Genomic DNA, 26,519 nt, shown 5'->3' on the forward strand with positions numbered 1-26,519 from the left:
TCATATAAGGAACATTCTGTTAAAGAAAATTATTATGACTTTGCTTTACATTACTTTATGGATAAGATACCATATTGATATAAATTATGATGTGACATATGTCCTGTTTATGATGTGACATATGTCCTGTTAAGGAGGGTTTATGGATAGAATTTCGAACAGTGAACTTTTGAAGTACTATTTTGTTAAGTATGATATAGAAAATATATTTGATGATAATATAATAAATTATGCACAGCTTCATTTTTATCATAAGGATGAGCTTATATTAAAAGTAGAAAATGAACTTGAATATTACTATTTGCTTGTTAAGGGAAAAATTAAAATATCCTATCTTTTTGAAAATGGAAAGTCAATGCTTTTAAAGTTTTATAAAGAATTTAACATAATAGGAGACTTAGAACTTCTAAAAGATAAGCCTATACGCTGCAATGTTGAAGCAACAGAAGATACCTATTTGATTGCTATACCTTCAAATATACTCAGAAAAAAGTATATGAATAATGTTAATTTTTTACATCATTTAGTAGATTCTTTAAGTGAAAAGCTTGAGGCAACTATTAATAATACATCATACAACTTTATATATCCACTTACCAATAGATTGGCTAGCTATTTAGTTGAGCATATAACAGATAAAAGCACTATAGTTTTAAGTTCATCCTTTAAAGAAATAGCCCAATTTCTAGGAACAACCTATAGACATTTAAATAGAACTTTTAAAGAACTCGAGGATGAAAAAATTATAAAATGTGAGAATACAACAATACATATTTTAGATAAAGACAGACTTCGAGAACTTTCTAAAAATTTGTATATGACATCTATATGATTAGTTATGGTAAATATAAAATCAATATTGAGATGACAATTATTCATGTGGTATAATCTATTAAATATAAAATTTAAAGTTTTTTATACACTAATTCTTTGAGCATCATTTTTAAAATACAGATATGAAAAATTTGCGAAAATATAAGGAGGAATAGTTGTGGAAGTTTTTAGATCAGTTTGTCCCTATGACTGCCCTGATACCTGTGGTCTTATTGTTCATGTTGAAGATGGAAAAGCTGTAAAGGTACAGGGAGATCCTGAACATCCTTTTACAAGGGGAACACTTTGTCCAAAGATGGCTCATTATGAAAAAACAGTTCATTCTGAAGGACGTATTTTAACACCACTTTTGAGAAAGGGTGCTAAGGGCAGTGGTGATTTTGTGCCTATATCCTGGGATGAGGCTATTGAACATATTAAAACAAATTGGAAAGAAATTATTGATAAGTATGGAGCAGAGGCAATACTTCCATATTCATATGCAGGAACTATGGGATTAGTTCAACGTAATTCAGGTCATCCATTTTTTTATAGTTTAGGTGCTTCAAGACTTGATAGAACTATTTGTGCACCAGCTAAAGAATATGGATGGAATGCAGTTATGGGAGAAACTATGGGACCTCATACGAGTGAGATACAGGAAAGTGATTTAATTATTTTATGGGGAATCCATGCAATAGCAACTGATATTCATATTATACATGATATAAACATAGCTAAGAAAAAGGGAGCAAAAGTATGGCTAATTGATACATATGAAACTAGTACAGCTAAAATTGCTGATAGAGTTATTGTAGTTAAGCCTGGTACTGATGGTGCTTTAGCACTTGGAATGATGCATGTAATGGCAGAAAAAAATTTAATTGATAAAGATTTTGTAAATAAGCATGTACAGGGATATGAGGAGCTTAAAGATATTGTTTTACCAGATTACTCACTGGATAAAGTAAGTAAAATAACTGGAATTGATGCTTCAGTAATTGAAGATATGGCAGTACAGTATGGTAAGTCTAAAGCACCATTTATTAGACTAGGTAGTGGTTTGTCACGTTATGGTAATGGAGCAATGACTGTAAGGACAATTACTTGTTTGCCAGCGCTTGTTGGTGCATGGGGAAAAGCTGGAGGTGGTTTGCTAACATCTGTATCTGCATCTCATGCTTTTAATAAAAAACTTGTAACTAATGAAGAATTTCAACAAAAAACAACAAGAATTATAAATATGGTTGAATTGGGTAATGCTTTAAATGAATTGAATGATCCACCTATAATGAGTTTATATGTATATCATTCAAATCCAGCAGCAGTAGCTCCTGATCAAAACAAGGTACTGCAAGGATTAGCTAGAGAAGACTTATTTACAGTAGTTCATGAGCGTTTTATGACTGATACAGCAAAATATGCTGATATTATTTTGCCAGCAACAACTTCTCTTGAACATAGCGATTTATATAGTGCTTATGGTTATTATGCTGTACAGAGGGCTTATCCAGTAGTATCCCCAGTAGGTGAAGCAAAATCCAATTTTGAAGTGTTTAGCTTACTAGCAGATGCGATGGGAATAAACAAACCTTTCTTTAAGCAGTCAGCTGATGATTTAATAAATACTATACTTAAAAAACCAACTTCATGGCTTGCAAGTACTAAAATTCAAACATTAATTGAAGGAAAACCATTAGAGTTACCACTGCCTGAGGGATATAAGACTCAATTTAAAACTTCTTCAGGAAAAATTGAAATTTTAAATCAAAATGAGGATGAACCTTTACCAGTATATTTTAAACCTCATGAAGATGATGCAGAATTTTGGTTAATAAATGCTCCAGATCCACGACTATTAAATTCTTCTTTTAATGAAAGAGAAGAGCTAGTGAAGACAAATAAAATGATCTTACAGGTAAATCCAGAAGATGCTTCTAAAATAGGATTAGAAAATGGTGAACTTGTTACTGCTTATAATGAAAGAGGAGAAGTTGACTTTAAGTTAAGTATCACAACTAAAGTTCCAAAGGGAGTTGTTGTTACTGAGGGAGTTTGGTGGCTAAAAAATACACAAGGAAATCGTTCAGTTAATACACTTACTTCCCAAAGGCTTACTGATCAGGGAAAAGGAAGTACTTTTTATGATGTTAAGGTAAATATTAAAGCTTCAAAACAAAATCTATGATTTACCAATAGTTATTAATACCTATTTCATATAAATACAGAAAAATAAGTAAAGGGATATGTTATGCATGTGTAATATATCCCTTAATTATAGTTATTGAAGATAGCTTGTTAGTAGTTTTAATAATAACTTTTGTTTTATAAATATAAGAAAAATATGAAATCAAATATAGCTGTAGATTTTGAATTATATATATTAATGTGACTTAATTTTCGGAGGATGGAAAAATGAAAAGAATAAAATGTATAGATATACTTAGAGGATTTTCGGTAGCTGCAATGTTGGCTTGTGATAGTCCAGGAAATACTGATAGATTTTACCCTCAGATGAGACATGAACCTTGGGATGGAATTAATTTTTCTGATTATGGTTTCCCATTCTTTCTAATAACAATGACAATGATGATTCCAATCGTTATGGGGAGGAAGTTAGATTCTGGAGAAAAAACAATTCCAATGATTATAAAATCTATTACAAGAAGTATAATGTTGGTTTTACTAGGATTATTTTTAAATGCATTTCCTAAGTTTGACTTTCATACAATGAGAATACCACAAACTTTAGTAAGGATGGGAATTGTTTATTTAGTTGTATCACTAACTTACATACTGGCTAAAAAATTTCTTAAGAAAGACGAATATATCCTTAGTCTATTTTTATCACTTGGTATTATAATAATTTTGGGTTATTACTTTAAAATGAAACCTTATGGGTTAATTATTGATAGAAATTTAGAAAGAATAGTAGATATGAAATATTTAGCAGGTCACTTAGCTTATAGCACTTGGGACCCAGAGGGAATTATGAGTACAATCCCTTCAATAGCTACTGGAATGTTTGGTGTTGTAATTGGTGGATTACTAAACTTTAAAACAAATAACTATTATAGAGCATTAAGTATAACAGGTTTATCTGCAGTTGGATATATAGGCGCTAAAGTGTTTAATAATTATATGCCATATAATAAGATGCTTTGGTCAAGCTCCTATGTGTTAATGACTATGTCAGTAACAGCTTTGATTATAGCAGTATTATATATAATCTGTGATACATTTAATAAAGACAGATTATTTAAACCTTTTATAGTATTAGGAAGTAGTCCAATTTTTGTTTATATGATTTCTGAACTACTAATAAGAACTCTTTGGAAAGTACCAATTTATGATAAACAGTTTACAGAACCCTTAATATTCTGTAAGTGGTTTACATTTAAATTTATAACTCCTTGGTCTGGTACAGTTTTAGATTCATTTTACTTCTCTATTCTATATGTTATATTCTGGATGTGTATAATGAGCAAATTTTATGAAAAAGGTAAATTTATAAAACTTTAAAAATTAGCTTATATTCGTATAATAAATAAAAAGTCTGAGTTTAGTTCTCAGGCTTTTTAGTCGTAAAATATTACAACTGTGAAGTAGTTGATATATAATAAATCATATCATTATTCCTATATATTTATAAAAACATATAAATATTAGCATAATTAATTTTAATATGTTCCTTTAACTGCTTTGAAAATGATTTATCAATATGTTTAAAAATATTATTATATGATAGAATGTTTAACAGGAATACAAGTTATCTTAAAAAAGTAATAAGTCCACCTGATAGTTTATTTTATGTCATGCAGTGTCGGTAGAATTCACTATATGTGTAAACTGCTTTCTTGCCTGATGAAAAATACTAATCGTATTTGGATTAATTATTTTCTTTCAGATGCCTAAACAGGAGTGAGTAAATTTGTTTGAAATAAATGAAGAAGAGAGAAGATCAGTAATAAAGAAAAATAGTAGATTAATTGAACAGTTAAAGGAAAGTCTAATATCTTCTAAGGCAAGCATGGAGACTAAGACTTTAAATCTACAATATAAGCTCCAATTTAATATTGCCCGCAGGGTAAGTGAAGCTTTTTTAGAATTAAAGGTGGGAGAAGAAAAGCTTTATGTAGTAAAGAATATGAAGAGTTTTTTAGAAGCAGTTATAGAACAAAATGATTTGGAATTTGGTAAAAATTTCACATACAGCTCATATTTACATAGATTTAAGGATGAAGACAAATTTATTGTGAGTATGCTTAAAGATCTATATGAAATAGATAGGGCTGCAGAGGGAATGGTAATGTATGGTTATCGTTACAGCAAAGCACCAAGATTTTTAAGTGGAAAAAAGGCAAGGCTTACGGAAAATAACTTGAAAAAATTTCTTGATAATATAAGAGAAAAAGCTATAGATTTAGTCATAAATGATGATAATTACAGTGAAGTTAAAGTAGTAAGAGGAAATTTTCCTTTAGAATTTAAATTAGATAGTAAGGAAGATAATATAATTTTATCTCAAACTTCAAAACTACCTAAAGCTTTAGTGAAAAGTGGAAATTATTTTTATTATGATAACAAAATATATATACCAACGGATGAACAGGTAAGGGTTTATAAGGCACTTTACAATACTTTTACTGAGCAAAGAAGTTCCAAAATTACTTTTCATCAAAATGAAAGTGAAGAAATAGCTTCTTATATAATTCCAGCTTTAAAAAAGATAGGCACAAAGGTAACAGTAAATAACAGTATTAAAGATAAATTTTATGAAGAACCTTTAAAGCCTTGTCTTTATTTTGATAAGGATAGGGATGCTGTAGTTTGTGATGTAATATTTAAATATGGAAATATATATATAAATCCCTTAAGAGATAATGAGGCAAGAGAAGATGGGAAGGTATTGGTTAGAGATATTGAGGAAGAAGCAGGTATAGTAGATACCTTGATTGCCTTTCAATTTGAAAAGAGAGAATTTAATTTTATTTTAGAGGATGAAGATAAAATTTTAGATTTTGTTGGAGAAGGTCTGGAAAAACTTCAGGAATTTGCAGAAATTTATTATTCTGGAGCCTTTAAAGATATAAGAATTTATACCTCTCAAAGCTATAAATCCAACATAAGATTAAATGATGAGGATCTTTTGGAATTTACTTTTAATATTGATGGGGTAAGTAGAGAAGAATTAAAGCATATATTTGAAGCATTAAAGCAAAAGAAAAAATATTACAGACTTAAAAATGGAGGTTTTATTCCGCTGCAAACTGGTGAACTTCAAAATATATCAGATATGATAGAGTATTTAAATATAAGGACTTCAGATCTTACAAAGGATCAAATAGTTCTTTCTAAATATAATTCTGTTTATATAGATACAAGTCTTAAGGAAAATAACATAACTTTTGTGCAAAGGAATAAGAAGTTTAGAGAGCTGATAAATAATATAAAGGATATTGGTGACATTGATTATACAATTCCAGAAAAACTGGATAATATTATGAGAGGTTATCAAAAGTTTGGATTTAAGTGGTTTAAAACTCTTTCAAGTTGCGGCTTTGGAGGTATTTTAGCAGATGAAATGGGACTTGGAAAAACCCTTCAGACTATAGCATTTATAAAATCAGAGGTAGATGAAAATGAGAAAAAGCAGCCTTCTTTGGTGGTGTGCCCTACATCCTTAGTATACAATTGGGAAAGTGAAATAAATAAATTTCAGCCGGATTTAAAATGTTTAATTGTATCAGGCAGCAGAGATGTAAGAGAAAGTCAGTTAAAGGACATGGAGGATGCGGATATAGTTATAACCTCCTATGCACTTATTAAAAGAGATATAGAAGAATATAAAACTATAAAATTTAGATACTGCTTTTTAGATGAAGCTCAAAATATAAAAAATCCTAAATCTTTAAATGCTCAAAGTGTAAAATCCATTAAAGCTGGCAGCTATTTTGCACTAACAGGAACCCCTATTGAAAATTCTATTACAGAATTATGGTCAATTTTTGATTTTATCATGCCAGGATATTTGCTAAGCCATGGAAAGTTTAGTCAAAAATATGAAACACCTATTATAAAAAATGGTGATAAAAAAGCTTTAGGTGAATTAAATAAACATACTAAACCTTTTATTCTTAGAAGGCTTAAGAAAGATGTTATAAGAGAACTTCCACCTAAAATTGAACATAATATGGTGGTGGATATGACAGAGGATCAAAAGAAGGTATATGCAGCTTACCTTCAGCAAGCTAAGGAGGAAGTAAATAATGAAATAAGAGATAGAGGCATTAATAAAAGCAAAATAAAGATACTTTCTATAATAACAAGACTTAGGCAAATATGCTGTGATCCTTCTACCTTTATAGAAAACTATGAAGGTGATAATGGGAAAATGGAGGCTCTTAAGGATATAGTACAGGATAATGTAAATGATGGTCATAAAATATTATTATTTTCTCAATTTACCTCTGTGCTTAAAAATATTGGCGAGATGTTCAAAAGTGAAAAAATAAAGTATATGTATCTTGATGGAAGTGTAAAAGCAGAGGATAGAGGGAAAATAGTTAGAGATTTTAATGAAGGGGAAATTCCTATATTTTTAATATCTCTTAAAGCTGGCGGAACGGGACTAAATCTAACTTCTGCAGATATAGTGATTCATTATGACCCATGGTGGAATCCAGCAGTAGAAAATCAGGCTTCAGACAGAGCTCATAGAATTGGACAAAAGAAAACTGTAGAAGTTATTAGACTTATTGCTAAAGGAACCATAGAAGAGAAAATACACAAAATACAGGAAAAAAAGAAAGAAATAATAGACAATGTTATAGAAGAAAATGCTGGAGAGGAAATTTTGATTTCTAGTATGGAAGAAAAAGATATAGAGGAACTTTTCGGTTAAATCAAATGATTATTACTTTATTGATATATATATATAAATTTATATTTAAAACCATATGAATGTATAATTTAAAGAAAAAAAATGGATACTTAATATTAAAATTAGTATTAAAAGTTATCGATTTAATGAGTTGAATTTAGATTGCTTTTATGTTACAATAATAATAATCAATAAATAATTATTATTGATTAAAATTGCAGCAAAGTTTTAGTAATTAAAAATAATATTGTATGGAGTGATAATATATGAATAAAGTAATTGAGACAATGAAAGAACATAGATCTATAAGGAATTATACAGACAAGGAGATATCTGAAGAAATAATAAATGAGCTTGTTAATGCAGCTCAGTCAGCACCAAATTCAATTAATGGGCAGCAAACAAGTTTAATAGTTATTAAAGATAAGGCTACAAAAGAAAAACTTGCAGAGCTTACTGGAGGACAATCATGGGTTGCTGCAGCTCCTGTATTTTTTATATTTATAGCTGATTTCTATAAAATAAAAATTGCTTCAGAAATAACTGGTCTGCCAATGAATATAACTGAAAGCGTTGAATCAATAATGGTAGCTTCAGTTGATGCAGGATTGTCTGCACAAAATCTTATGACAGCAGCTGAATCACTTGGAATTGGAATTGTTCCAATTGGTGGAGTTAGGAAAAATCCAGACGAAGTTATAAAACTTCTTGGACTACCTAAATACACATTTCCAATTTTGGGTGTTGGTGTTGGATATCCTTCAGGTAATTCAAAAATAAAGCCTAGAATGCCAAAGACTGTATACAGACATGATGAAAAATATAACAGTGAAAATATTAAAGAGGGTATACTTGAATATGATAAAGAAATGGCCTCTTACCTTGAGGAGATTGGAAGAACTCAAGAGGTAAACTGGAGTAGCCAGACAATGAATGTTTATCAGAATGTTTATTATCCAAAGGTTTATCCTGTTTTAAAAGATCAAGGATTCGAAAATTGCAAATAAAGGCAGGTTATTTTAAAGCAAGCATTTAAAATAATCCCTGAGAGTGTAGATGTACTTCCCAATAAAACATTTTAATGCTTTATTGGGAAGTATGTTTATTTAATTAGAAGCACATTTCCATCAGGGTATGTAATAATATCACCTTTTTCACGAGTGCCTATATCAAGTATTTTTAATATTTCTGAACTATTATTGATAAACTGATGTCCCTTGTCTTTACCAGCAGGTGCTGAAATAACATCACCTGTTTTTATTAATATTTCTTCACCGTTTATTCTTAATATACCTTTTCCACTCATTATAAAATAGAACTCTTCTTGTTTTGAATGTGTTACATTGCTTTGAAACATAAAGTTCTTAGCATTATTTAGTATCTCTTTATCTGTATTAAATTTCAATACTAATTTAAAATATAGCCATGTAATAAAATAATAGACAATATATTGACAAATTTATGGAATGCTATTAAACTACAATTAGACAATATGTTGACTAATGGAGGGAAAATTTTATGGATATATACAGAGAGATATTTTTAATGGAACAAACTTATGCAACACTATTTTCATTGGCAAATAAGCTTCAGGTAAGGGGAGATGAATATTTGGGAAGTTTGACTTCAAGGCAATATATGACTATGGTTGCAATTGCTCATTTACCTGAAGGCAAAGCTACCTTTAATAATATTGCAAGAAAGCTTGGGACAACTAAACAAAATGTAAAACAAATTGTTAACGCTATGGAAAAGAAAGGATATATTGATGTTATACCTAATCCTGAAGATAGGCGTGCAGTTAATGTAATAATTACGGAAGCTGGAAAGCAGGTAGTGTATCAAGTTTCCGAAAAGGGAATATTTTTTATGGCAGAACTTTTTAAGGATTTTTCAACTGAAGAGCTGGAAACTATTTGGAGAATGCTCAAGAAGCTTTATCGATTTGATGGTGAGGAACAAGATGGTTTTGAAGAAGATAGTAACTTAAAAGTAGGTGAAAGTAAGAAGGAGGATGTAACAAGGATATTAAAGGAGTTTGAAAGAATAAGAAAAAATCAGAAAATGGAGAGAGAAAGCTATGAAAAATAAAAATAGCAGACCAATATGTACTTCTGAATATGTAAGGATTAATGGAATAGATCAATTTCTATTTCATCTAGGAAGAAGCTTTGATAATCCTGTAATGCTGTTTTTGCATGGAGGGCCAGGTTCAGCAGAATCCTTATTTACGGGGATATTTCAAGATAGATGGGAAGAAATATATACTGTGGTTCATTGGGATCAGAGAGGTGCTGGAAAGACTCTAACTAGGAATCCAGATAAACTTCCTACAATAGAGTTAATGCTTCAGGATTTGTTTGAAGTCATCCAGTATCTTAAGAAAAAATATAACAAGAAAAAGATAGTTATATTTGGACATTCTTGGGGAAGCGTTTTAGGGTCAATATTTATTAAAAAACATCCAGAAGAAGTAGAATATTATATTGGTGCTGGACAGGTTGTTAGTATGGTGGAAAATGAGCAGGTAGCCTATAACAAACTTAAAGAAACTATTGAGCAGGCAGGTGATAAAAAATCATTGAAAAAGCTTGAGAGTGTAGGTGAATATCCTGGTAACAAAATTGTCTTTGACAAAGAGTTTTTGAAGAAATGTAATATAGTTCATAAGCTTCTTGGTAAATATAAATTAGGTATGGAAATAGGCATTGATATATGGATAGCTATGTTTAAAAGCCCTATTTTTAAGTTTTCTGATATTATAGCATTTATGAAAATCTTTAAGGCAAATTCAAAAGTTCATAGTTTTCTTGGAGATTTCAATCTTCGTACAGAATCCGAAGAATATAAGGTGCCAATATATTATATTTTAGGAGAAAGGGATTGGCAAGCTCCATGTGTTATAGCTGAAGATTATTTTAAACATATAAAGGCGCCAAATAAAGAGATATTCGTCATTCCTGATGCAGGACATTTTTTAATGATGGATCAGACTGATCTTGTCTTTGATGCATTGTCAGCAATAAATAAAAAAGAATCACTTGATCAGCAGGCATCGGTTATATAAGGCTAAACTATTGAGAATTCGAAATAGAAAACTTATTTGAGTATGGGAACTTTGCAGCTTACATGTATAGTTCCTAATTTTTTTATTTTCAACTAACTATTGCTAACGTAACAATGTTATGTTATACTTTTTTTATAAAACAGTTGAAGAGGGGAATGAACATATGGAAGAAGAAAATCTAATTTCTAAAAAAGAATTGCTTAAAATAACTGATATATCCTATGGGCAATTATACAGATGGAAAAGGAAAAATCTTATACCTGAAGAGTGGTTTATAAAAAAGTCAAGCTTTACAGGTCAAGAAACATTTTTTCCAAGAAAAGAAATATTAGATAGAGTAGAAAAAATTAAAAATTTTAAAGAAGATATATCCTTAGATGAATTAGCAAGTATATTTTCTCCAAAGCTTTCAACATTATATTTAGAAGAAAAAGATACACTAAAACAAAACATTGTTTCTCAAGCTGTGATAAATCTATATAAGACTGCCCATAAAGAAAGTACTGGATTTTATTTTAATGAATTATTATTTATGAGTATTGTGGATAGGTTTATTAAGTCTGGTAAGGCAAGCTTAGAAGAAGGAAAATTGGTGTTGGATACTTTAGAAAAAAACTATAAAAATTTTGACGGTAGATATTGTGATGTAGTGCTTATAAGAAAATTTGGAGTAGGATTATGTTTTTTGATGCTAATACCTAATGAAATATATATTGAAAGTGAAGCTGTACTTGTATTAAAGGTAAATGCTGGAGAATGTGTAGAAGAGTTAAAATCAAAAATAAATTTATAATGAAGGGAAGTTTTAAAATGGAAGAAAAATTAATAGATATGAAAATTTCTGGATCAGGAAAAATCAGTGGTGGAAGATATAATGAAGTGAAAATTAGTGGTTCAGCTAAAGTTGAAGGAGATATAGAATGTTACAATTATAAATGCTCAGGATCTTCCATTGCTAGTGGAAATGTAAAGGCTGAAACAGTGGGGATTAGCGGTAGTACTAAAATAATGGGAGATCTTGACACCGACGAAATAAGTGTAAGTGGATCTTCTAGTATACTAGGTAATGTTGATGCAAGAAAAGTGAAAATAAGCGGGTCTACAGATATAGGAGGCAGTTTGCATACAGAAGATATACAAATATCAGGATCAGTTTCTATAGATGGTGATTGTGAGGCAGAGAACTTTCATGCAAGAGGCGGGTTTAAGATAGGAGGACTGCTAAATGCAGGAAATATTGATATAGAGATGTATGGAAGCTGTAAAGTAAAAGATATAGGAGGAGAAAATATAAAAGTAAGATTGGGAAGAGGTCATTTTTTTGTTAAAATGCTAAATCTTTTTATGAATAATAAAGGACTTGAAGCAAGTACAATTGAAGGTGATGATATTTTTCTTGAAAATACTACAGCAAAGATAGTAAGAGGAAATAATGTTACAATAGGAGATAACTGTAATATTGAAACTGTAGAATATAGGAATGAAATAAATATTGATAGTACTTCTAAGACAGTTTGTAAAAAAATAGATTAAATTATAGAACATTTGGAAATGTACACAATGAAAATGGGCTGTTACACTAATTTTTTAGTGCTACAACCTATTTTTTTTAAATAGTAAGCAACTTTATAGTATTCAATGTTATATCCTTTTTCTTTAAGCTTTTTTGAAATTTTTCTGGGTCCTAAACCTTGACGATTAAGTTCATCAATTAGGCTAGAAATATGATTATTAATTATATTAGCTTCTATAGAATTATGTTTATTGAAGGTACTTTCATCAAAAAGTTCAAATGGTAAATGGTCTAATTCTACTTGTGTTATTATTTCTTCGCCATCGTGAATTTCCGAAATAAGAGGAGAAGCTGCATCAATACTTAAGTTTATAACATCTCTCAGTTGTCTTATATTTCTGGGATAATGTGCTTTAAGTAATACCTTCTGGCATGATGGATTTAAAATAACTTTATATTTAATGTTGTTATGAAGCATTACAGCATCTTCATATTTTTTTACAAAGTGGTTAATTAAGTCTAGTTTTTCATCTAAGCTGCGATCTGCCAGGGAAGGCAAAGTTAACTCATATTGTGCAAGTCTCTGGTATAACTCTGGTAATAATTCATCTTTAAGGTTTTTAGTTGATGCAGCAATAATGATTACATCAACGCTGATTTCTTTAGAGCCACCAACTCGTCTTATTTTACCAGATTCTATTGCTTTTAATAAAAGGTTTTGATAATGGTCTAATGCATGTGCTTCATCCAAAAATAATATGCCTCCACTTGCTTGTTCAAAAAGTCCCTTTTTCTGCTTAGATCCAGTATAAGCGCCTTGTTCAGATCCGAAAATTTCAACTGCTGCAATATCTGAATTGGTGTATTGAGCACAGTTAATTTCCACAAATGGAGCATTTTTATCTAAAATGCCTAGTTTAATAGCATAGCTGTGAATCATCTTTGCTAGCATGGTTTTTCCTGTTCCAGACTCGCCAATTATAATAGAATGTCTTGGACCTGCAAGAGAACCAACTGTTCTTTTTGCAGATTTTAATACTTTTTCTAGAGAATCGTCTTTACCAATAATAGACATAGGATCAAATTCCACAGAACTTAATGCAAGCTGTAACTCCAGTGATTTAATTTTTTTATTAAGAGCATCAATGTCATTAACACTTTTAAAAACCGAATAAGCACCAGAAAATTTATTATTGATGAATATAGGAAAAGAGTTAACCATATATTTTTTATTACCAACTTGATGAATCTTCTTATCATGGATGGAATGTTTATTTTTTAGAACAGAAAGCAATACAGCTTTAGGATAAAAATCAGTTATCATTTTACCAATCATATGCTCTGGTTGTGTATTAACATAAGAAGCAGATATATTATTAGCAAAAATAAGCTTTCCATCAACATCTACAATATTAATCCCATCATTGCAGTTATCTAATACATCTTTTATAACATCATTATTTACCAAATCTTTATAGTTCATTGTATCACCTTTATAACATTTCTTCATATTGTAACATTGATTATAACATTTATTATAACAAATTCATATAAAAATTAAAGGAAATATTAGAAAAATGAAAGATTATTTATTTGGCATGGTAATTGCTACAATATTCTTAAGAAAATAGCAAAGGAGGATTTAAAATGTCTAAATTAATTGAAATTCGTTGGCATGGCCGTGGTGGTCAAGGAGCTAAAACTGCATCATTGTTGATGGCAGATGCTGCTTTTAATACAGGTTGTTATGTTCAGGGGTTTCCTGAATATGGTCCTGAAAGAATGGGTGCACCAATTACTGCTTATAACAGAATAAGTACTGAAAAAATAACAGTACATTCTAATATCTATGAACCAGATTATGTAGTTGTAGTTGATGAATCATTACTAGAGTCCATTGATGTTACAGCTGGACTCAAAGAAGAAGGTGCAATTGTTATCAACACTGAAAAATCACCAGAAGAGATAAAGAATCACCTAAGAGATTATAAGGGAAAGGTTTGTACAATAGCCGCTGGAAAGATTTCTGAAGAGGCTTTAGGAAAAAACTTTCCTAATACACCAATGCTAGGTGCAATTGTAAAAGTAAGTGGAATTATGGATGAAGAAGCTTTTGTTAAAGATATGGAGGCATCTTTTGTTCATAAATTTGCAACAAAGCCAGAAGTGCTTAAAGGAAATATGGAAGCTTTAAAAAGATCTATGGAGGAGGTGAAGGGGATATGAGAACAAAGGAAGGAAAAATAATTGATGAAAATATAACATGGAAAGAGATAACTCCAGGTGGTGTAATATATGAAAAAGGAAGTGCAGAAAACTTTAATACTGGCGATTGGAGAACGATGAAGCCTGTTTTTAAAGCAGAAAACTGCAAACAATGCTTGCTTTGTGTACCAGTATGCCCAGACAGCTCAATTCCAGTTAAAGACGGTAAACGCGCAGAGTTTGATTTTCAGCATTGTAAAGGCTGCGGAATATGTGTAAAAGCATGTCCTTTTGATGCAATTGATTTTATTAAGGATGAAAAGTAGAGGAGTGATATAATGGCTATTCGAGAAAGATTATCCGGTAATGAAGCCGTTGCTATAGCTATGAAGCAAATTAACCCAGATGTTGTGGCTGCTTTCCCTATAACGCCTTCAACAGAAGTACCACAATATTTTTCACAGTATGTTGCTAATGGACAAGTAGAAACTGAATTTGTACCTGTTGAATCAGAGCATAGTGCAATGTCTGCCTGTATTGGTTCACAAGCTGCAGGTGCAAGAACTATGACTGCAACATCTTCTTGTGGTCTTGCATTAATGTGGGAAATGTTATATGTGGCAGCATCATCTAGATTACCAATTACTTTGGCATGTGTTAACCGTGCTCTTACAGGACCAATAAACATAAACAACGACCATAGTGATTCTATGGGAGCTAGAGATACTGGTTGGATTCAAATCTACAGCGAAACTAATCAAGAAGCTTATGATAACTTTATACAAGCTGTTAGAATTGGTGAGCATAAAGATGTTTTATTACCAGTAATGGTATGTCAAGATGGTTTTATAACAAGTCATGCAGTTGAAAACATAGAGCTTATTGAGGATGAAAAAGTTAAAGCTTTTGTAGGCAAATATGAGCCAGAAGATTATATGTTGAATACTAAAAGACCAATTTCTATTGGACCATATGATACAGCTGCTTATTATATAGAACATAAGAGAAATCAAGCAGAAGGTATGAAGAATGCAAAAAAAGTTATTCTTCAAGTAGCAGAAGAATTTGAAAAGGTAACAGGTAGAAAATATGGATTATTTGATACTTACCAATTAGAAGATGCAGAGTATGCAATTGTAGTTGTAAACTCTACAGCAGGAACTGCGAGAGCTACTATAGATGCAATGAGAGCTGAAGGCAAAAAAGTAGGAATGTTAAAAATAAGAGTTTTCAGACCATTCCCTATGGAAGAAATTGCAGATGCACTAAAACATGTTAAAGTAATTGCTGTAATGGATAAAGCAGAAGGTTTCTCAGCAGCAGGTGGACCACTATTTGCAGAAGTAAGATCTGCTCTTTACGATGCTAAAGAAAGACCTATGATGATAAACTATGTTTATGGTCTTGGTGGAAGAGATGTAAGAACAAGTGATATTGCAACTGTTTATAACGATTTATTCAAGATATTGAAAGATGGACAAGTTAATGAAGTATATAAATATCTAGGAGTTAGAGAATAGGAGGTGCATACGATAATGAGTTATAATTTTAAAGAAGAAATGAATAAACCAGAAAGACTAACTGGTGGTCATAGAATGTGCGCTGGATGCGGTGCTCCTATTGCTGTAAGAGGAGTACTTAGAGCACTTAAACCAGAAGATCATGCAATTATTGGAAGTGCAACAGGTTGCCTTGAGGTTTCAACTAATTTATACCCTTATACAGCATGGAAGGATTCCTTTATACATAGTGCCTTTGAAAATGCAGGTGCAACTATAGGTGGTGTAGAGGCAGCATATAATGCATTAAAAAGAAAAGGAAAACTTAAAGAAGAACATAAATTTATCGCTTTTGGTGGAGATGGTGGTACTTATGATATAGGTTTTCAATCTCTTTCTGGAGCTATGGAAAGAGGTCATGACATGGTTTATGTTTGTTATGACAACGGAGCATATATGAATACTGGTATTCAGAGATCCTCTGCTACACCAAAATATGCTGATACTACAACGACACCATTAGGTAAAGAAAGCTCAGGAAAGAATCAGTTTAGAAAAGACTTAACACAAGTTATGGCAGCCCACGAGATTCCTTATGTGGCTCAAACAACTTTTATAGGTAACTTAAAAGATCTTCATGAAAAAGCTGAGAAAGCTATTTATACAAAAGGTCCAGCATTTCTTAATGTAATGGCTCCATGTCCACGTGGATGGAGATATAAAACAGAAGATATTATGGAAATCTGTAAATTAGCTGTTGAAACTTGCTATTGGCCTTTATTTGAGGTTATTAATGGAGAGTGGAAGCTTTCTTATAAGCCAAAGAAGAAGCTTCCAATTGAAGAATTCTTAAAACCACAGGGAAGATTTAAACATTTATTTAAAACAGGCAATGAGCATATGATTGCTGAGATACAAGCAAATGTTGATAAAAAGTGGAATGAATTATTGATTAGATGTGGAGAAAAAGTAGAATAAATTAATTTAAAAAAGATTTGACAAAAATATTTTATTAAACCCCTAAGTCTTCAAAAAATTTCCTTTATTTATAAAAAACTGCTGATAAAATTTTTATCAGCAGTTAAAATATTTGTTTAATACTTGAGATGAAGGCTTCATGTTACGTTAGACATCTGAAATGATTTTAGTTGTTGATAATTATTGAATATAATGTTAAAATAATACAAAAATTCAAAATATTCAACAACATAATTATGAGGGGGTAAAAACATGACGCCAATGAATAATAAAGAGTATCTATTAAAATTACAGTTTTCTGATGAATTAAAAGAATTAGAAGTTGCAAAAAAGGCATCTGGTTTAAATTTTGAGCAACTTGCTGAAAAAGTTGGAGTAAACAAGGTGTGGCTTGCATCTACATTTAAGGGTCAGCAGTGGGTTCCTGAAGAATATTGCGTAAAAATTGCAAAGACCCTTGGTATTAGTTCTGAAAAAACCATTTTTTTAAATAATCATCCATACAAAGGGAACACTGATCCAATATTATATAGACTTCATGAGGTACTTGATACCTATGGTCCTGCTATTAAAGATATTATACATGAACAAGGTGGAAATGCTATTATGAGTGCCATTGATTTTGGCCTTGATGTTGATGTTATTGAAGATGCAGAAGGTAATCACAGAGTAATTATAAAGTTTGATGGAAAATTACTACCTTATGCAAAAAAAGGCAAATATCCATGGTAATTACTTATCTAGGGCATAAGTACTGCTGTATGCTTGTATGAGTTCTTCTAAGACTCGGGTAAGAGGTATTCCTCAAAGGCAAACTCCACCTGGGTCTAAGAATCACTTGATTATTCTATATTTATATAATTTTAAGACAATAACTTTTAACATAGCATACAATGGAACAATAATAAAAGCTGCCATAGGACCTCCATAGGAAACAGCTGTTACAACTAAAAATATATCTGTAAGAGGATGTATTTTTAATGTAGACGACATAATTAGGGGAACTACTACTCTTCCTTTTAAGGTCTGAACAGTAATGAATACTATACTAAGCTTTATTATCATATATATACCTTTACTTATAGCTATAATTGAAGGAATTATCATAGATATAAAAAATCCTATAAAAGGTATAAAACCTAAAATAAAAGTAAAGAAAGACCATATTAATGCATTTGGCATACCTATTATTTTATAGCCTATATATATCATAATAGATAGAGAGAGGGCTACCATTAGCTGACCTGTCACATAGGCGTTTAATGCTTTATCCACATTACAAAGTGTTTCGGATAAAAAATCTTTATATTTTTCAGGAAACAAATCTATAAATTTGTCTCTAAATTTAAAACCATCCTTTAAAAGAAAAAACAAAATTAAAAGTACCAATAATATTTTAGAAAATGCATCAACAATATCATTTATATTTTTATATATGCTGCTTTGAAACTTTTGTGTATAATTGATCATCATATTATTAGTTATTTTAATCAATTCATTAATATTAATAGACTTATAAATTTCATTAACAATTGAATTTATAGGGTTTTGGCTAGCAATAGTGTTAGTATTAGGACTAAGGTTGTGTATATTTTTAGATAATTCATTAAATTCTAATATGGCATATCTAATAAAGAAATATAAAATTAATAAAGCAGCAATTAAACTAATAATTAGAGTTAGCAAAGAGGAAATACTCTTATTAATACCTTTTTTATTAAATATATTGTTCAAGGGCTTTAATATATAGTATAGGAATACTGAAATAATTATAGGAACTAAAATGCATTTATATAAGGTTCTTATTATTTTAAAAATAAAATGTATTTTGCTAAAAAGTATTATGGATAAAAAAAGCAGATTTATAATTATTAAAATCTTGATTAACTTATTGTTTAATATAATAAATCATCCCCTTAAAATTATGAAATAATAGTTTGCTGTAAATATATTATGGGTATAATTTATGATATTTATCCCATAGCTACCATTGAGAATATCCCAACTTTCTTTGTATAAAACTCTTACTTAAAAACAAATTAGTAGAAAAATTGGGAATAAATTATAAAAAATGTTGTGTAGCAATTTGAAAATAAAGAGAAAAAGGAAATAATAAGGATAATGCGTAGGATAATTACATATTCTAAATTATTAGCATTAGTTACAGTTATTGCATTATTGTGTATAGTAATCCATAATTTAATCACTATGTGTTAAGGGGGACTTTATAAATATGAAAAAAACATTAATTTTAGGTTTAACAGCATTAATTGCGTTAAGTAGCTCTGCATCAGCTTATGCAGATAATGGTTACAACGTTTCCAGATTATCTGGAAGGGACAGATACAAAACTTCTGTTAACATTTCAGAAAGCTTTAATAATGGAAATATACAAACGGTAATATTAGCTAATGGTGAAAACTTTCCAGATACATTGTCTGGTGGATTGCTATCAAAAAAATATAATGCACCTATTTTATTAGCAGGCTCAACTCCTAGTACAAGTTCAGACGCTTTAGAATACATAAAAAATCATTTAAGCAAAAGTGGAATTGTGTATGTTTTAGGAGGTGCTTCCTCAATAAGTGATGATTCAATAAATTATATAAAGCAACTGGGATATAATAATGTAGTAAGATTAGGTGGTAAAAATAGATTTGACACAAGCAAGGTAATATTAAATGATATAAAAGTTCAAAAGGGAACTCCAGTTATACTTGCCAATGGCTTTGGTTTTGCAGATGCTTTAAGTGCATCAAGTATAGCTGCAATTAAGGGATATCCAATATTGATGACTGATTCGAAGATTTTGTCTGCTGAAACTAAAGATTTAATAAATGATATACAACCTAGCCAATTGTATGTAATAGGTGGTAATGGTGTTATTTCTGATGATGTTGTAACACAAGCTAAAGATACAGCTAAATCATTATCCAGCGATAATGTATTTAGAATAGCTGGTAATAATAGATATGATACTTCTATGAATATATGTAAATATTTTAATTTGGATTCTGATACTGCAGTATTAGCTAGTGGCGAAAATTTTCCAGATGCTTTATCCGGCAGTGCACTAGCAATAAAATCTAAGGCGCCTGTAATACTTACTGATGGACAAGATATATCATCACAAAAATCTTATATGAGTACTAAAAATTTTAAAAATATAATTTTACTTGGTGGCACTGGATCAATAGATGTTGTTGCAGAATATAGATTAAAAAGAGCAAGTGATATTTCACAACAAGAAAAGGATTTTACAGTAAATCTTTTAAGCTATTGTGGTAATTTTTATGACATTACTCAAAGCTTTGGAACTAAGTGTAGTAAATATGCAGAAGATATTAAAAAAATTTCAACTAACTCAAATTCAAGCAGTATAGAGGATACAGAAAATTCCTTAAATCAAATTTTAGGTATTTTTAATAATATGACTTTAAGTTTAAATAATTATAAACATACTTTAATTAGTATGAAGGATGAAATTTCAAGTATGAATGCTCCAGAAAGTTTAAATTCTTTAAAAACTGATTTGATTAAAAACATTAATTCACAAATTGGAGATGTTGATAAGTTTACTGGACTTATCAATAATTATTCAAGTATAGTTAGCTCTCTTAATAATGCTGTAAAGGCAAGAGACTATGAAAAAATGTACGCTATAGTTGATCAAATAAAAGAAGCTAATAACCAGTTATCTAAATTCAATACTCATGATGCAATTTCAAATATGAATAAGTTAAGTAAAAAGATAATTACTATTAAAGGTATTATGAACTTTTAATTTTATTAAGTTTAAATGATAAGATAAAAGCTCAAGTAAAAAGCCAATGCTTAATAACTAAGCATTGGCTTGAAATTTCTAAAAAATATTGAAACATAAGCGAAGTAATTTAATTTTAAACATTTGTGGCTGCATCTCTTGCATACATGTCACAAAGAGAGTTTTCAAAGTGATTGGAATGGCCTTTTACCCATTGAAATTCAATATATTTTCCATTGCAGATGTTGTCAAAGAGAATCCAATTCTCAATGTTTTTTACAGGTTCTCCATTGATGGTTTTAAAATCATTTAGTTTCCAGCAGGGAATCCACTCAGTCAGACCTTTTCTTACATACTGGCTGTCAGTCACTATTCTTATTTTTTCTATATTTTTTAATAATTCAATAGCTTTTATAACTGCTGTAAGTTCAGCTTGGCTGCTGCCTATTGCTTGAACCTTTTCTGTATGTAATTTATAGTTTCCTTCCAAGTCTTCTATTATAAAAGCAAAACCACCATATTTTTTATTTTCAAAATAACAGGCATCTGAGAAGATTTTATAAATTTTTTCTTCACATTTGTTTTCATCAATAACGTAGCTATAATTATTAGTAGTTCTCTTATCTAAAACTACTATTTTACTTCTATCATTAAAAGCTGCTACGTCCTTATTTGATCTTAAAACAAGCTTCACTTTAAAGCCTACATAATAAGTATCTATACGCTTATTGTGAAGCATTTTTCTAAGTTGATATTCGTTAGCTTTAAGACAATTAGTTAAATTGTTATTGAGAATAAAATTTAGTTCTTTTTTTAAAGGGTCAAATTCTATTAAAGCATCTTCTATATTGTCACTTATCTTAATTTTATAACTATTATTGTAAACATCTATTATTTCCATTTTAAATAGCAGCATTTTCATAGGGATGTATTTCACACCTTTCAAAGCTTTATTTTAAATTGGTTGATTTCTTATATTGTTATACTTTTATTTTATCAGAAAAATACCTTAATATAAAATATCCTTTCCTATTGAGAATAAATCAATGTGAAATTATATTGATAATTTCTTTGATTTAGTCTTTTAAGATCAATTCGTCAATAAATAACATTTCTGCTATACTTGAGTTAATAAAAGCAGGAGGAAATCATATGTCAGAACAAAAGTGTCAGGAAGAGTATATACGAAGAATTCATAAAGTACAAGATTACATACAGCATCATTTAGGACGATCCTTGTCCATTGAAGAGCTTGCTAGCACTGCCGGTTTTTCAAAATATCATTTCAGCAGGATCTTTCAGGGAATGTTACATGAACCATTAGCCCATTATGTAAATCGTATTCGTATGGAGAATGCACTTTTTTTGCTGGCGCATAGGGCAGATAAAAATATGACAGATATTGCCTATGAACTGGGTTATACGGATTCAGCTGTATTCTCGCGAGCATTTAAGAATTATTATGGTGTAAGTCCAAGAGAGTATCGAAAGGAATATAGCAAGAATTGCAAAGAATCTTTTTTATTGTCTGAGTATAATAAGAACACAGCAAAGAAAGAATGGACAGATGACCTATTTCCTGTGAAAGGTAAGATTACTATAGTAAATTTGGAAGAAAAACAGGTTGCTTATGTGAGACATACAGGTACCTATGAGACATTGGCAAAAGAATATGTCAATCTTCTGCAGATGTTATTTGCTTATGCAAAGAAGCAGCAGCTTCTTGTGGAGGATCAAAACTTACTGCTTGCCATGTATCATGATAATCCGGAATTTGGAGAGAAAAGTCAGTTTCGCACTAGTTTGTGTTTAACGGTGCCAGAGAATATCCAGGTTCAGGAAGACGGAATTCTTGGAAGGATGAAATTAGAAGGTGGCTTGTATGTGGTTGGACACTTTCAAATTCAGCGGGAACAATATAGTGATGCATGGAATTATATGTATCAGGAGTGGCTTACAGGCAGTGGTTATGTTCCAAGAAACTCTTATCCATTTGAAGTGTACTGCAACGATCCGCATGCAAGTGAGAGTCATATCCATGAGGTAGACATATACGTTCCTATTGAGCCCATTCTTTTATAAAATGCTGCAAATTTATTTAGAGGTGATTATATGAATCAAAGAAAAGATATGTGCTTAGAAAAAATAATAAACAGCAGCTATAGCAATACTGCAGGCATAGTTGTACTGAAAAATGGTAAAACACTATATGAAAACTATTTTAATGGATATACAGCTGATAGCACCCTTAATGTTTTTTCAGTAACTAAAAGTATTATTTCCATATTGCTTGGAATTGCAATAGATAAGGGTTATATTAAAAGTATAGATCAGAAAGTATTGGATTTTTTTCCTGATTATGCAGTTAAAAAAGGAGAAAAAACGATACAGAATGTTACACTTAAGGATATGCTGACTATGACAGCTCCATATAAATATAAGTCAGAACCCTATATAGAATATTTTACAAGTAATAACTGGGTAAATAGTGCACTTGATTTATTAGGAGGAAATGGGAAGATAGGAGAATTTAGATATACTCCTGTTATAGGACCAGATATTTTCTCTGGTATTCTTGTAAAAACGACTGGACAATCCGTGCTTGATTTTGCAACAGAATATTTATTCTCACCACTTGGTATTAAAGCTAAACATAATGTGGTTTTTCATAATAAGGAGGAACAACTTGCATGGTATAATGATAAGAATGTTAGCGGCTGGGTTGCTGATCCACAGGGAATAAATACAGCAGGATGGGGGCTTACCTTGAACACTATGGATATGGCAAAAATAGGTCAGTTGTATTTAAATAAAGGAATATGGGATAACAAACAAATTATACCGGCATGGTGGATAAATGAAAGTACAAAAGAACATAGCAGATGGGATAAGCTTTCATATGGATATCTATGGTGGATCATTGATGATAAAGAACATATATATGCAGCTTTAGGAGATGGAGGAAATGTTATATATGTCAACACCAAGGAAAAAATAGTAGTTTCTATTGCTGCTACTTTTATGCCAGGTGCTAAGGACAGAATAGAATTTATTAAAGAGTATATTGAACCAATGCTTGATAAATGTGTAACATTAGAATAGTGTATTTAAACATCAAAAACGTATTGGAGTTTTCTAATACGTTTTTGATTGTTTTACTATGGAACTTTAAGAAACATTTGAAAAATACTAATTGATATCAAACAATATGTAATTTAGATGATAAATTGTGAAAAAATTGCATATAAAAACTAATATAAATAATTTCAGTATAATAAGGAAAAATGTGAAAAAAATAACAAATAAGAGATATTAAGCATACTAATGGGCTAATCTATTGAAAACACCATAAATGATATTTGATTAGAGAAATTCAGAGGTATATAATTAACTCATAAATAAGATTGATAAAAAATTAACAATGCACAAAGGAGAGGGTAACAATGAGTAAATACAAAGTTGGAGATGAATTAATAATAATACAAAATCAATTAGAAGATGAAAAAAATTTAAGACAATTAACGAGCTTGAATGTTAAAGAGGATTTTGCACAAATTTCTTGGGGATTAAAAATACTTGATGTACATTATGATAAGCCCAATGTTACTTTAACTTATAAAAACCCAAGTGGAATTACTAATAAAGTTTTTGCAGTTTGCAATGATATAGAAAATTTTGATCAACAAAAAGTTTTGGAAAAAGCTTTGCTAAAGGCATTTCAATCAGAAATAATAAATATTAGTGTTATAAAGAATGAAAAAGGCCGTGGTATATAAAATAAAATTTTTAGTAGATAAAAAGAGGGTCTGTTATGTTGAGGATAAATACTACAATATTGTATGTAAATTCCTTAATGCAACAGACCCTTGAAATTTTTTACTTTCCATTAAAACTATTATGGAAAGTATCTTTAAATTTTAAATCTTTGAATTATTTCATTTAATTTTTGGGCAAGTTCTGCTTGGCTTTGAGCTGTTACTGCTACTTGTTCTACGGCTTGAGTAGTTTCATTTATACTTTCTTTTATTACTTCTGCATGTTCACTGGATTTTTGTGATGTTACTGCCAAGTTCTGTACTGCCTCACTTACCTGACCTACTGTGGCTGTAACTTCCTCTGACATAGCTGCAATTTCTTCTGATATCTTACTTACAAAATCAGCGTCATCATAATATTGATTTCCTGTTTGTTCATATTTAACAAATTGTGTATGTACATCTTTGTTAATGAACTCTAATATATCATTTCCTGTATCAATACTGTTTTTAAATGCTGATTGTACATCTACTATAGTTTCCTTAATATTTTGTACTGCATCTGCTGATTGTTCTGCAAGCTTTCTAACTTCCTCAGATACAACTGCAAAACCTTTTCCATGTTCTCCTGCTCTTGCTGCTTCTATTGCTGCATTAAGTGCAAGTAAATTAGTTTGTTCTGCTATATCTGCTATTGTATCTGCCATTAATTTTATATTATCTACCACTTTACCATTTTCAATGACCTTTACCATTTTTTCTTGTTTTTCTGTAAATACTGAATGAGTTACTTCGATAGCTTTCTGACTACTGCTCTTGACTTCAGTAGCTCTTTCTTTAGACGAACTTGAACTATTGCTTCCATCCATAGCTTTTTGTGAAAGTTCATTTATACTTGAATTTACTTCTTGAATTGATGCGCTTATTTCCTCTGTTCCAGAACTTGAATCTTCCATATTGCCAGTAATACTATTTACAGCCTCATTTATACTGATAACTTTTGATGATAATTCTTCTGCAGTTGCTGATAGTTCTTCTGAAGATGCACTCATATTTTGAGAGTTTTCAATAATTGTTTTAACAAGATCTTTAATATTATTTTGTGATTTAATTAAGGCTGATGCTGTTTGTCCAAATTCATCTTTTCTTGAACTATTAAATTCATAGGATAAATCATAGTTTGCAAGTTTTTCACCAATTAACTTTATCAATTGAAGTTGTTTATTTATATCTTTTGCTATAAGTAAACCTATTAAAGCTGCTAATATAAATCCAATAATGCTTATTAGTATCATAGCTGTTTTTGATGCTGTATATATTAAATTAATATTATTATTTGCTGCTTTAGCTTGATTTAAATTAATTTCTATTAATTTATCCAAACTTTTAAACATTTCATTTCCAATTTTTGATGCTTGCTGATATTGTTTTTCTGCTTCATCAAAATTTCCCTTATCGACGAGATTTATAATATTTTCTCTTGAAGTTGTATATTGATTTACATTACTATTAAATTCAGCATATACTTTCTTTTCACTATCATCTATAGTGATTTTTTCAAATTCACTTATGTAATCAGTATTTTCTTTTTTTTGATCTTGAATATCTTTCTCTAGTTCAGCTTTTTTAGAAGAGTCCCTTACATACACAAGTTGAAGCATATCACCTTTTATTTCAGCTAAATTTTCTTTCATATCTGTTAATATATAGACAACTCTAAGATTTTGATTATAAATCTTTTCTGCATTTTCACCTACTTTTTTCAATGATCTGGTTCCAACGGTTCCCACAATGCCAATTAAGCATGCAACAATTAAAAATGCCGCGAGTAGCTTCGTTTTTACTTTTAGATTTTTAAATAAATTCATTTTTAACCTTCTTTCTTTAACAATTTATTATTTGTAATATTTCTCATAATTTTTTTAAACATCATTCCTTTCTATTTGAGAATATATCACAGGGAATGTATAATATTTAAAGATTTTTATACACATTTAAATTTTTATATTGTTTTCATGTGGATTACTAAACAAAATAAATATT

23 protein-coding genes are annotated in these 26,519 nt (G+C 30.0%); 18 read left to right on the plus strand and 5 right to left on the minus strand.

Annotated elements, in window-relative coordinates:
• The first annotated feature begins 142 nt into the window (after positions 1–142).
• From EG57_RS0215490 to EG57_RS0215510, 5 genes are all read left to right on the plus strand, one after another.
• Positions 143–832 carry a Crp/Fnr family transcriptional regulator gene (locus EG57_RS0215490; RefSeq protein ID WP_032078080.1) on the plus strand — a complete coding sequence of 230 codons (690 nt, stop codon included), beginning with the start codon at positions 143–145 and terminating at the stop codon, positions 830–832.
• Between the two features lie 159 nt (positions 833–991).
• Complete coding sequence (locus EG57_RS0215495) at positions 992–3,001, plus strand: molybdopterin-dependent oxidoreductase (RefSeq protein ID WP_032078081.1); 2,010 nt, start codon at positions 992–994, stop codon at positions 2,999–3,001.
• Positions 3,002–3,228: 227 nt separating this feature from the next.
• A complete protein-coding gene (locus EG57_RS0215500; RefSeq protein WP_032078082.1) occupies positions 3,229–4,335 on the plus strand; it encodes an acyltransferase family protein in 1,107 nt (368 codons plus the stop codon).
• Positions 4,336–4,744: 409 nt separating this feature from the next.
• The gene (locus EG57_RS0215505; RefSeq protein WP_242859862.1) at positions 4,745–7,717 is read left to right on the plus strand and encodes a DEAD/DEAH box helicase; all 2,973 of its coding nucleotides are present in this window, start codon (positions 4,745–4,747) and stop codon (positions 7,715–7,717) included.
• Positions 7,718–7,962: 245 nt separating this feature from the next.
• Positions 7,963–8,703 carry an NADPH-dependent oxidoreductase gene (locus tag EG57_RS0215510; RefSeq protein WP_032078083.1) on the plus strand — a complete coding sequence of 247 codons (741 nt, stop codon included), beginning with the start codon at positions 7,963–7,965 and terminating at the stop codon, positions 8,701–8,703.
• Between the two features lie 95 nt (positions 8,704–8,798).
• On the opposite strand, the gene EG57_RS0215515 is transcribed toward EG57_RS0215510, so the two are convergent.
• The gene (locus EG57_RS0215515; RefSeq protein ID WP_084572251.1) at positions 8,799–9,053 is read right to left on the minus strand and encodes a cupin domain-containing protein; all 255 of its coding nucleotides are present in this window, start codon (positions 9,051–9,053) and stop codon (positions 8,799–8,801) included.
• A gap of 161 nt (positions 9,054–9,214) precedes the next feature.
• Between EG57_RS0215515 and EG57_RS0215520 the strand changes: the two genes are divergently transcribed.
• From EG57_RS0215520 to EG57_RS0215535, 4 genes are all read left to right on the plus strand, one after another.
• Positions 9,215–9,787 (plus strand): MarR family winged helix-turn-helix transcriptional regulator, encoded by a 573-nt coding sequence (locus EG57_RS0215520; protein ID WP_032078084.1) that lies wholly within the window; start codon positions 9,215–9,217, stop codon positions 9,785–9,787.
• Complete coding sequence (locus tag EG57_RS0215525; protein ID WP_032078085.1) at positions 9,777–10,763, plus strand: alpha/beta fold hydrolase; 987 nt, start codon at positions 9,777–9,779, stop codon at positions 10,761–10,763. The genes EG57_RS0215520 and EG57_RS0215525 overlap by 11 nt, the downstream gene beginning before the upstream one ends.
• Positions 10,764–10,926: 163 nt before the next feature.
• Positions 10,927–11,556, plus strand: a complete 630-nt coding sequence (locus EG57_RS0215530) for a transcriptional regulator Cap37 (protein WP_032078086.1) — start codon at positions 10,927–10,929, stop codon at positions 11,554–11,556.
• 17 nt (positions 11,557–11,573) lie between these two features.
• Positions 11,574–12,296 (plus strand): polymer-forming cytoskeletal protein, encoded by a 723-nt coding sequence (locus tag EG57_RS0215535; RefSeq protein ID WP_032078131.1) that lies wholly within the window; start codon positions 11,574–11,576, stop codon positions 12,294–12,296.
• Between the two features lie 41 nt (positions 12,297–12,337).
• On the opposite strand, the gene EG57_RS0215540 is transcribed toward EG57_RS0215535, so the two are convergent.
• Complete coding sequence (locus EG57_RS0215540; protein ID WP_200880567.1) at positions 12,338–13,786, minus strand: sigma 54-interacting transcriptional regulator; 1,449 nt, start codon at positions 13,784–13,786, stop codon at positions 12,338–12,340.
• Positions 13,787–13,923: 137 nt separating this feature from the next.
• Between EG57_RS0215540 and EG57_RS0215545 the strand changes: the two genes are divergently transcribed.
• The 5 genes from EG57_RS0215545 (at position 13,924) to EG57_RS0215565 (ending at position 17,690) form a co-directional block, all read left to right on the plus strand.
• Complete coding sequence (locus tag EG57_RS0215545) at positions 13,924–14,502, plus strand: 2-oxoacid:acceptor oxidoreductase family protein (RefSeq protein ID WP_032078088.1); 579 nt, start codon at positions 13,924–13,926, stop codon at positions 14,500–14,502.
• Positions 14,499–14,807, plus strand: a complete 309-nt coding sequence (locus tag EG57_RS0215550) for a 4Fe-4S dicluster domain-containing protein (protein ID WP_032078089.1) — start codon at positions 14,499–14,501, stop codon at positions 14,805–14,807. Before EG57_RS0215545 ends, EG57_RS0215550 begins: the two co-directional genes overlap by 4 nt.
• Before the next feature lie 12 nt (positions 14,808–14,819).
• The gene (gene porA, locus EG57_RS0215555; RefSeq protein WP_032078090.1) at positions 14,820–16,001 is read left to right on the plus strand and encodes a pyruvate ferredoxin oxidoreductase; all 1,182 of its coding nucleotides are present in this window, start codon (positions 14,820–14,822) and stop codon (positions 15,999–16,001) included.
• Between the two features lie 15 nt (positions 16,002–16,016).
• Positions 16,017–16,958, plus strand: coding sequence for a thiamine pyrophosphate-dependent enzyme (locus EG57_RS0215560; RefSeq protein WP_032078091.1), 942 nt, complete (start codon positions 16,017–16,019; stop codon positions 16,956–16,958).
• Between the two features lie 252 nt (positions 16,959–17,210).
• A complete protein-coding gene (locus EG57_RS0215565; RefSeq protein WP_032078092.1) occupies positions 17,211–17,690 on the plus strand; it encodes a cyanase in 480 nt (159 codons plus the stop codon).
• Between the two features lie 102 nt (positions 17,691–17,792).
• Here the strand turns inward: EG57_RS0215565 and EG57_RS0215570 are convergent, their stop codons facing one another.
• Positions 17,793–18,863 carry an AI-2E family transporter gene (locus EG57_RS0215570; RefSeq protein ID WP_084572253.1) on the minus strand — a complete coding sequence of 357 codons (1,071 nt, stop codon included), beginning with the start codon at positions 18,861–18,863 and terminating at the stop codon, positions 17,793–17,795.
• Between the two features lie 328 nt (positions 18,864–19,191).
• On the opposite strand from EG57_RS0215570, the gene EG57_RS0215575 reads away from it, so the two are divergent.
• Positions 19,192–20,742 (plus strand): cell wall-binding repeat-containing protein, encoded by a 1,551-nt coding sequence (locus EG57_RS0215575; protein ID WP_032078094.1) that lies wholly within the window; start codon positions 19,192–19,194, stop codon positions 20,740–20,742.
• Between the two features lie 115 nt (positions 20,743–20,857).
• Here EG57_RS0215575 and EG57_RS0215580 read toward each other — a convergent pair whose 3' ends face one another.
• On the minus strand, positions 20,858–21,643 hold the full coding sequence (locus EG57_RS0215580; protein WP_032078095.1) for a ribonuclease H family protein: 786 nt from the start codon (positions 21,641–21,643) through the stop codon (positions 20,858–20,860).
• Between the two features lie 230 nt (positions 21,644–21,873).
• Between EG57_RS0215580 and EG57_RS0215585 the strand changes: the two genes are divergently transcribed.
• The 3 genes from EG57_RS0215585 (at position 21,874) to EG57_RS0215595 (ending at position 24,497) form a co-directional block, all read left to right on the plus strand.
• Entirely contained in the window at positions 21,874–22,803 is a 930-nt protein-coding gene (locus tag EG57_RS0215585; protein WP_032078096.1) for an AraC family transcriptional regulator, read from the plus strand.
• Positions 22,804–22,833: 30 nt separating this feature from the next.
• On the plus strand, positions 22,834–23,823 hold the full coding sequence (locus EG57_RS0215590) for a serine hydrolase domain-containing protein (protein WP_032078097.1): 990 nt from the start codon (positions 22,834–22,836) through the stop codon (positions 23,821–23,823).
• 341 nt (positions 23,824–24,164) lie between these two features.
• On the plus strand, positions 24,165–24,497 hold the full coding sequence (locus EG57_RS0215595; RefSeq protein WP_032078098.1) for a hypothetical protein: 333 nt from the start codon (positions 24,165–24,167) through the stop codon (positions 24,495–24,497).
• 134 nt (positions 24,498–24,631) lie between these two features.
• On the opposite strand, the gene EG57_RS0215600 is transcribed toward EG57_RS0215595, so the two are convergent.
• Positions 24,632–26,344, minus strand: a complete 1,713-nt coding sequence (locus tag EG57_RS0215600; protein WP_032078099.1) for a methyl-accepting chemotaxis protein — start codon at positions 26,342–26,344, stop codon at positions 24,632–24,634.
• Positions 26,345–26,519 lie beyond the last annotated feature (175 nt).

It is taken from the genome of Clostridium drakei (genome assembly GCF_000633595.2).
GTDB classification, from domain to species: domain Bacteria; phylum Bacillota; class Clostridia; order Clostridiales; family Clostridiaceae; genus Clostridium_AM; species Clostridium_AM drakei.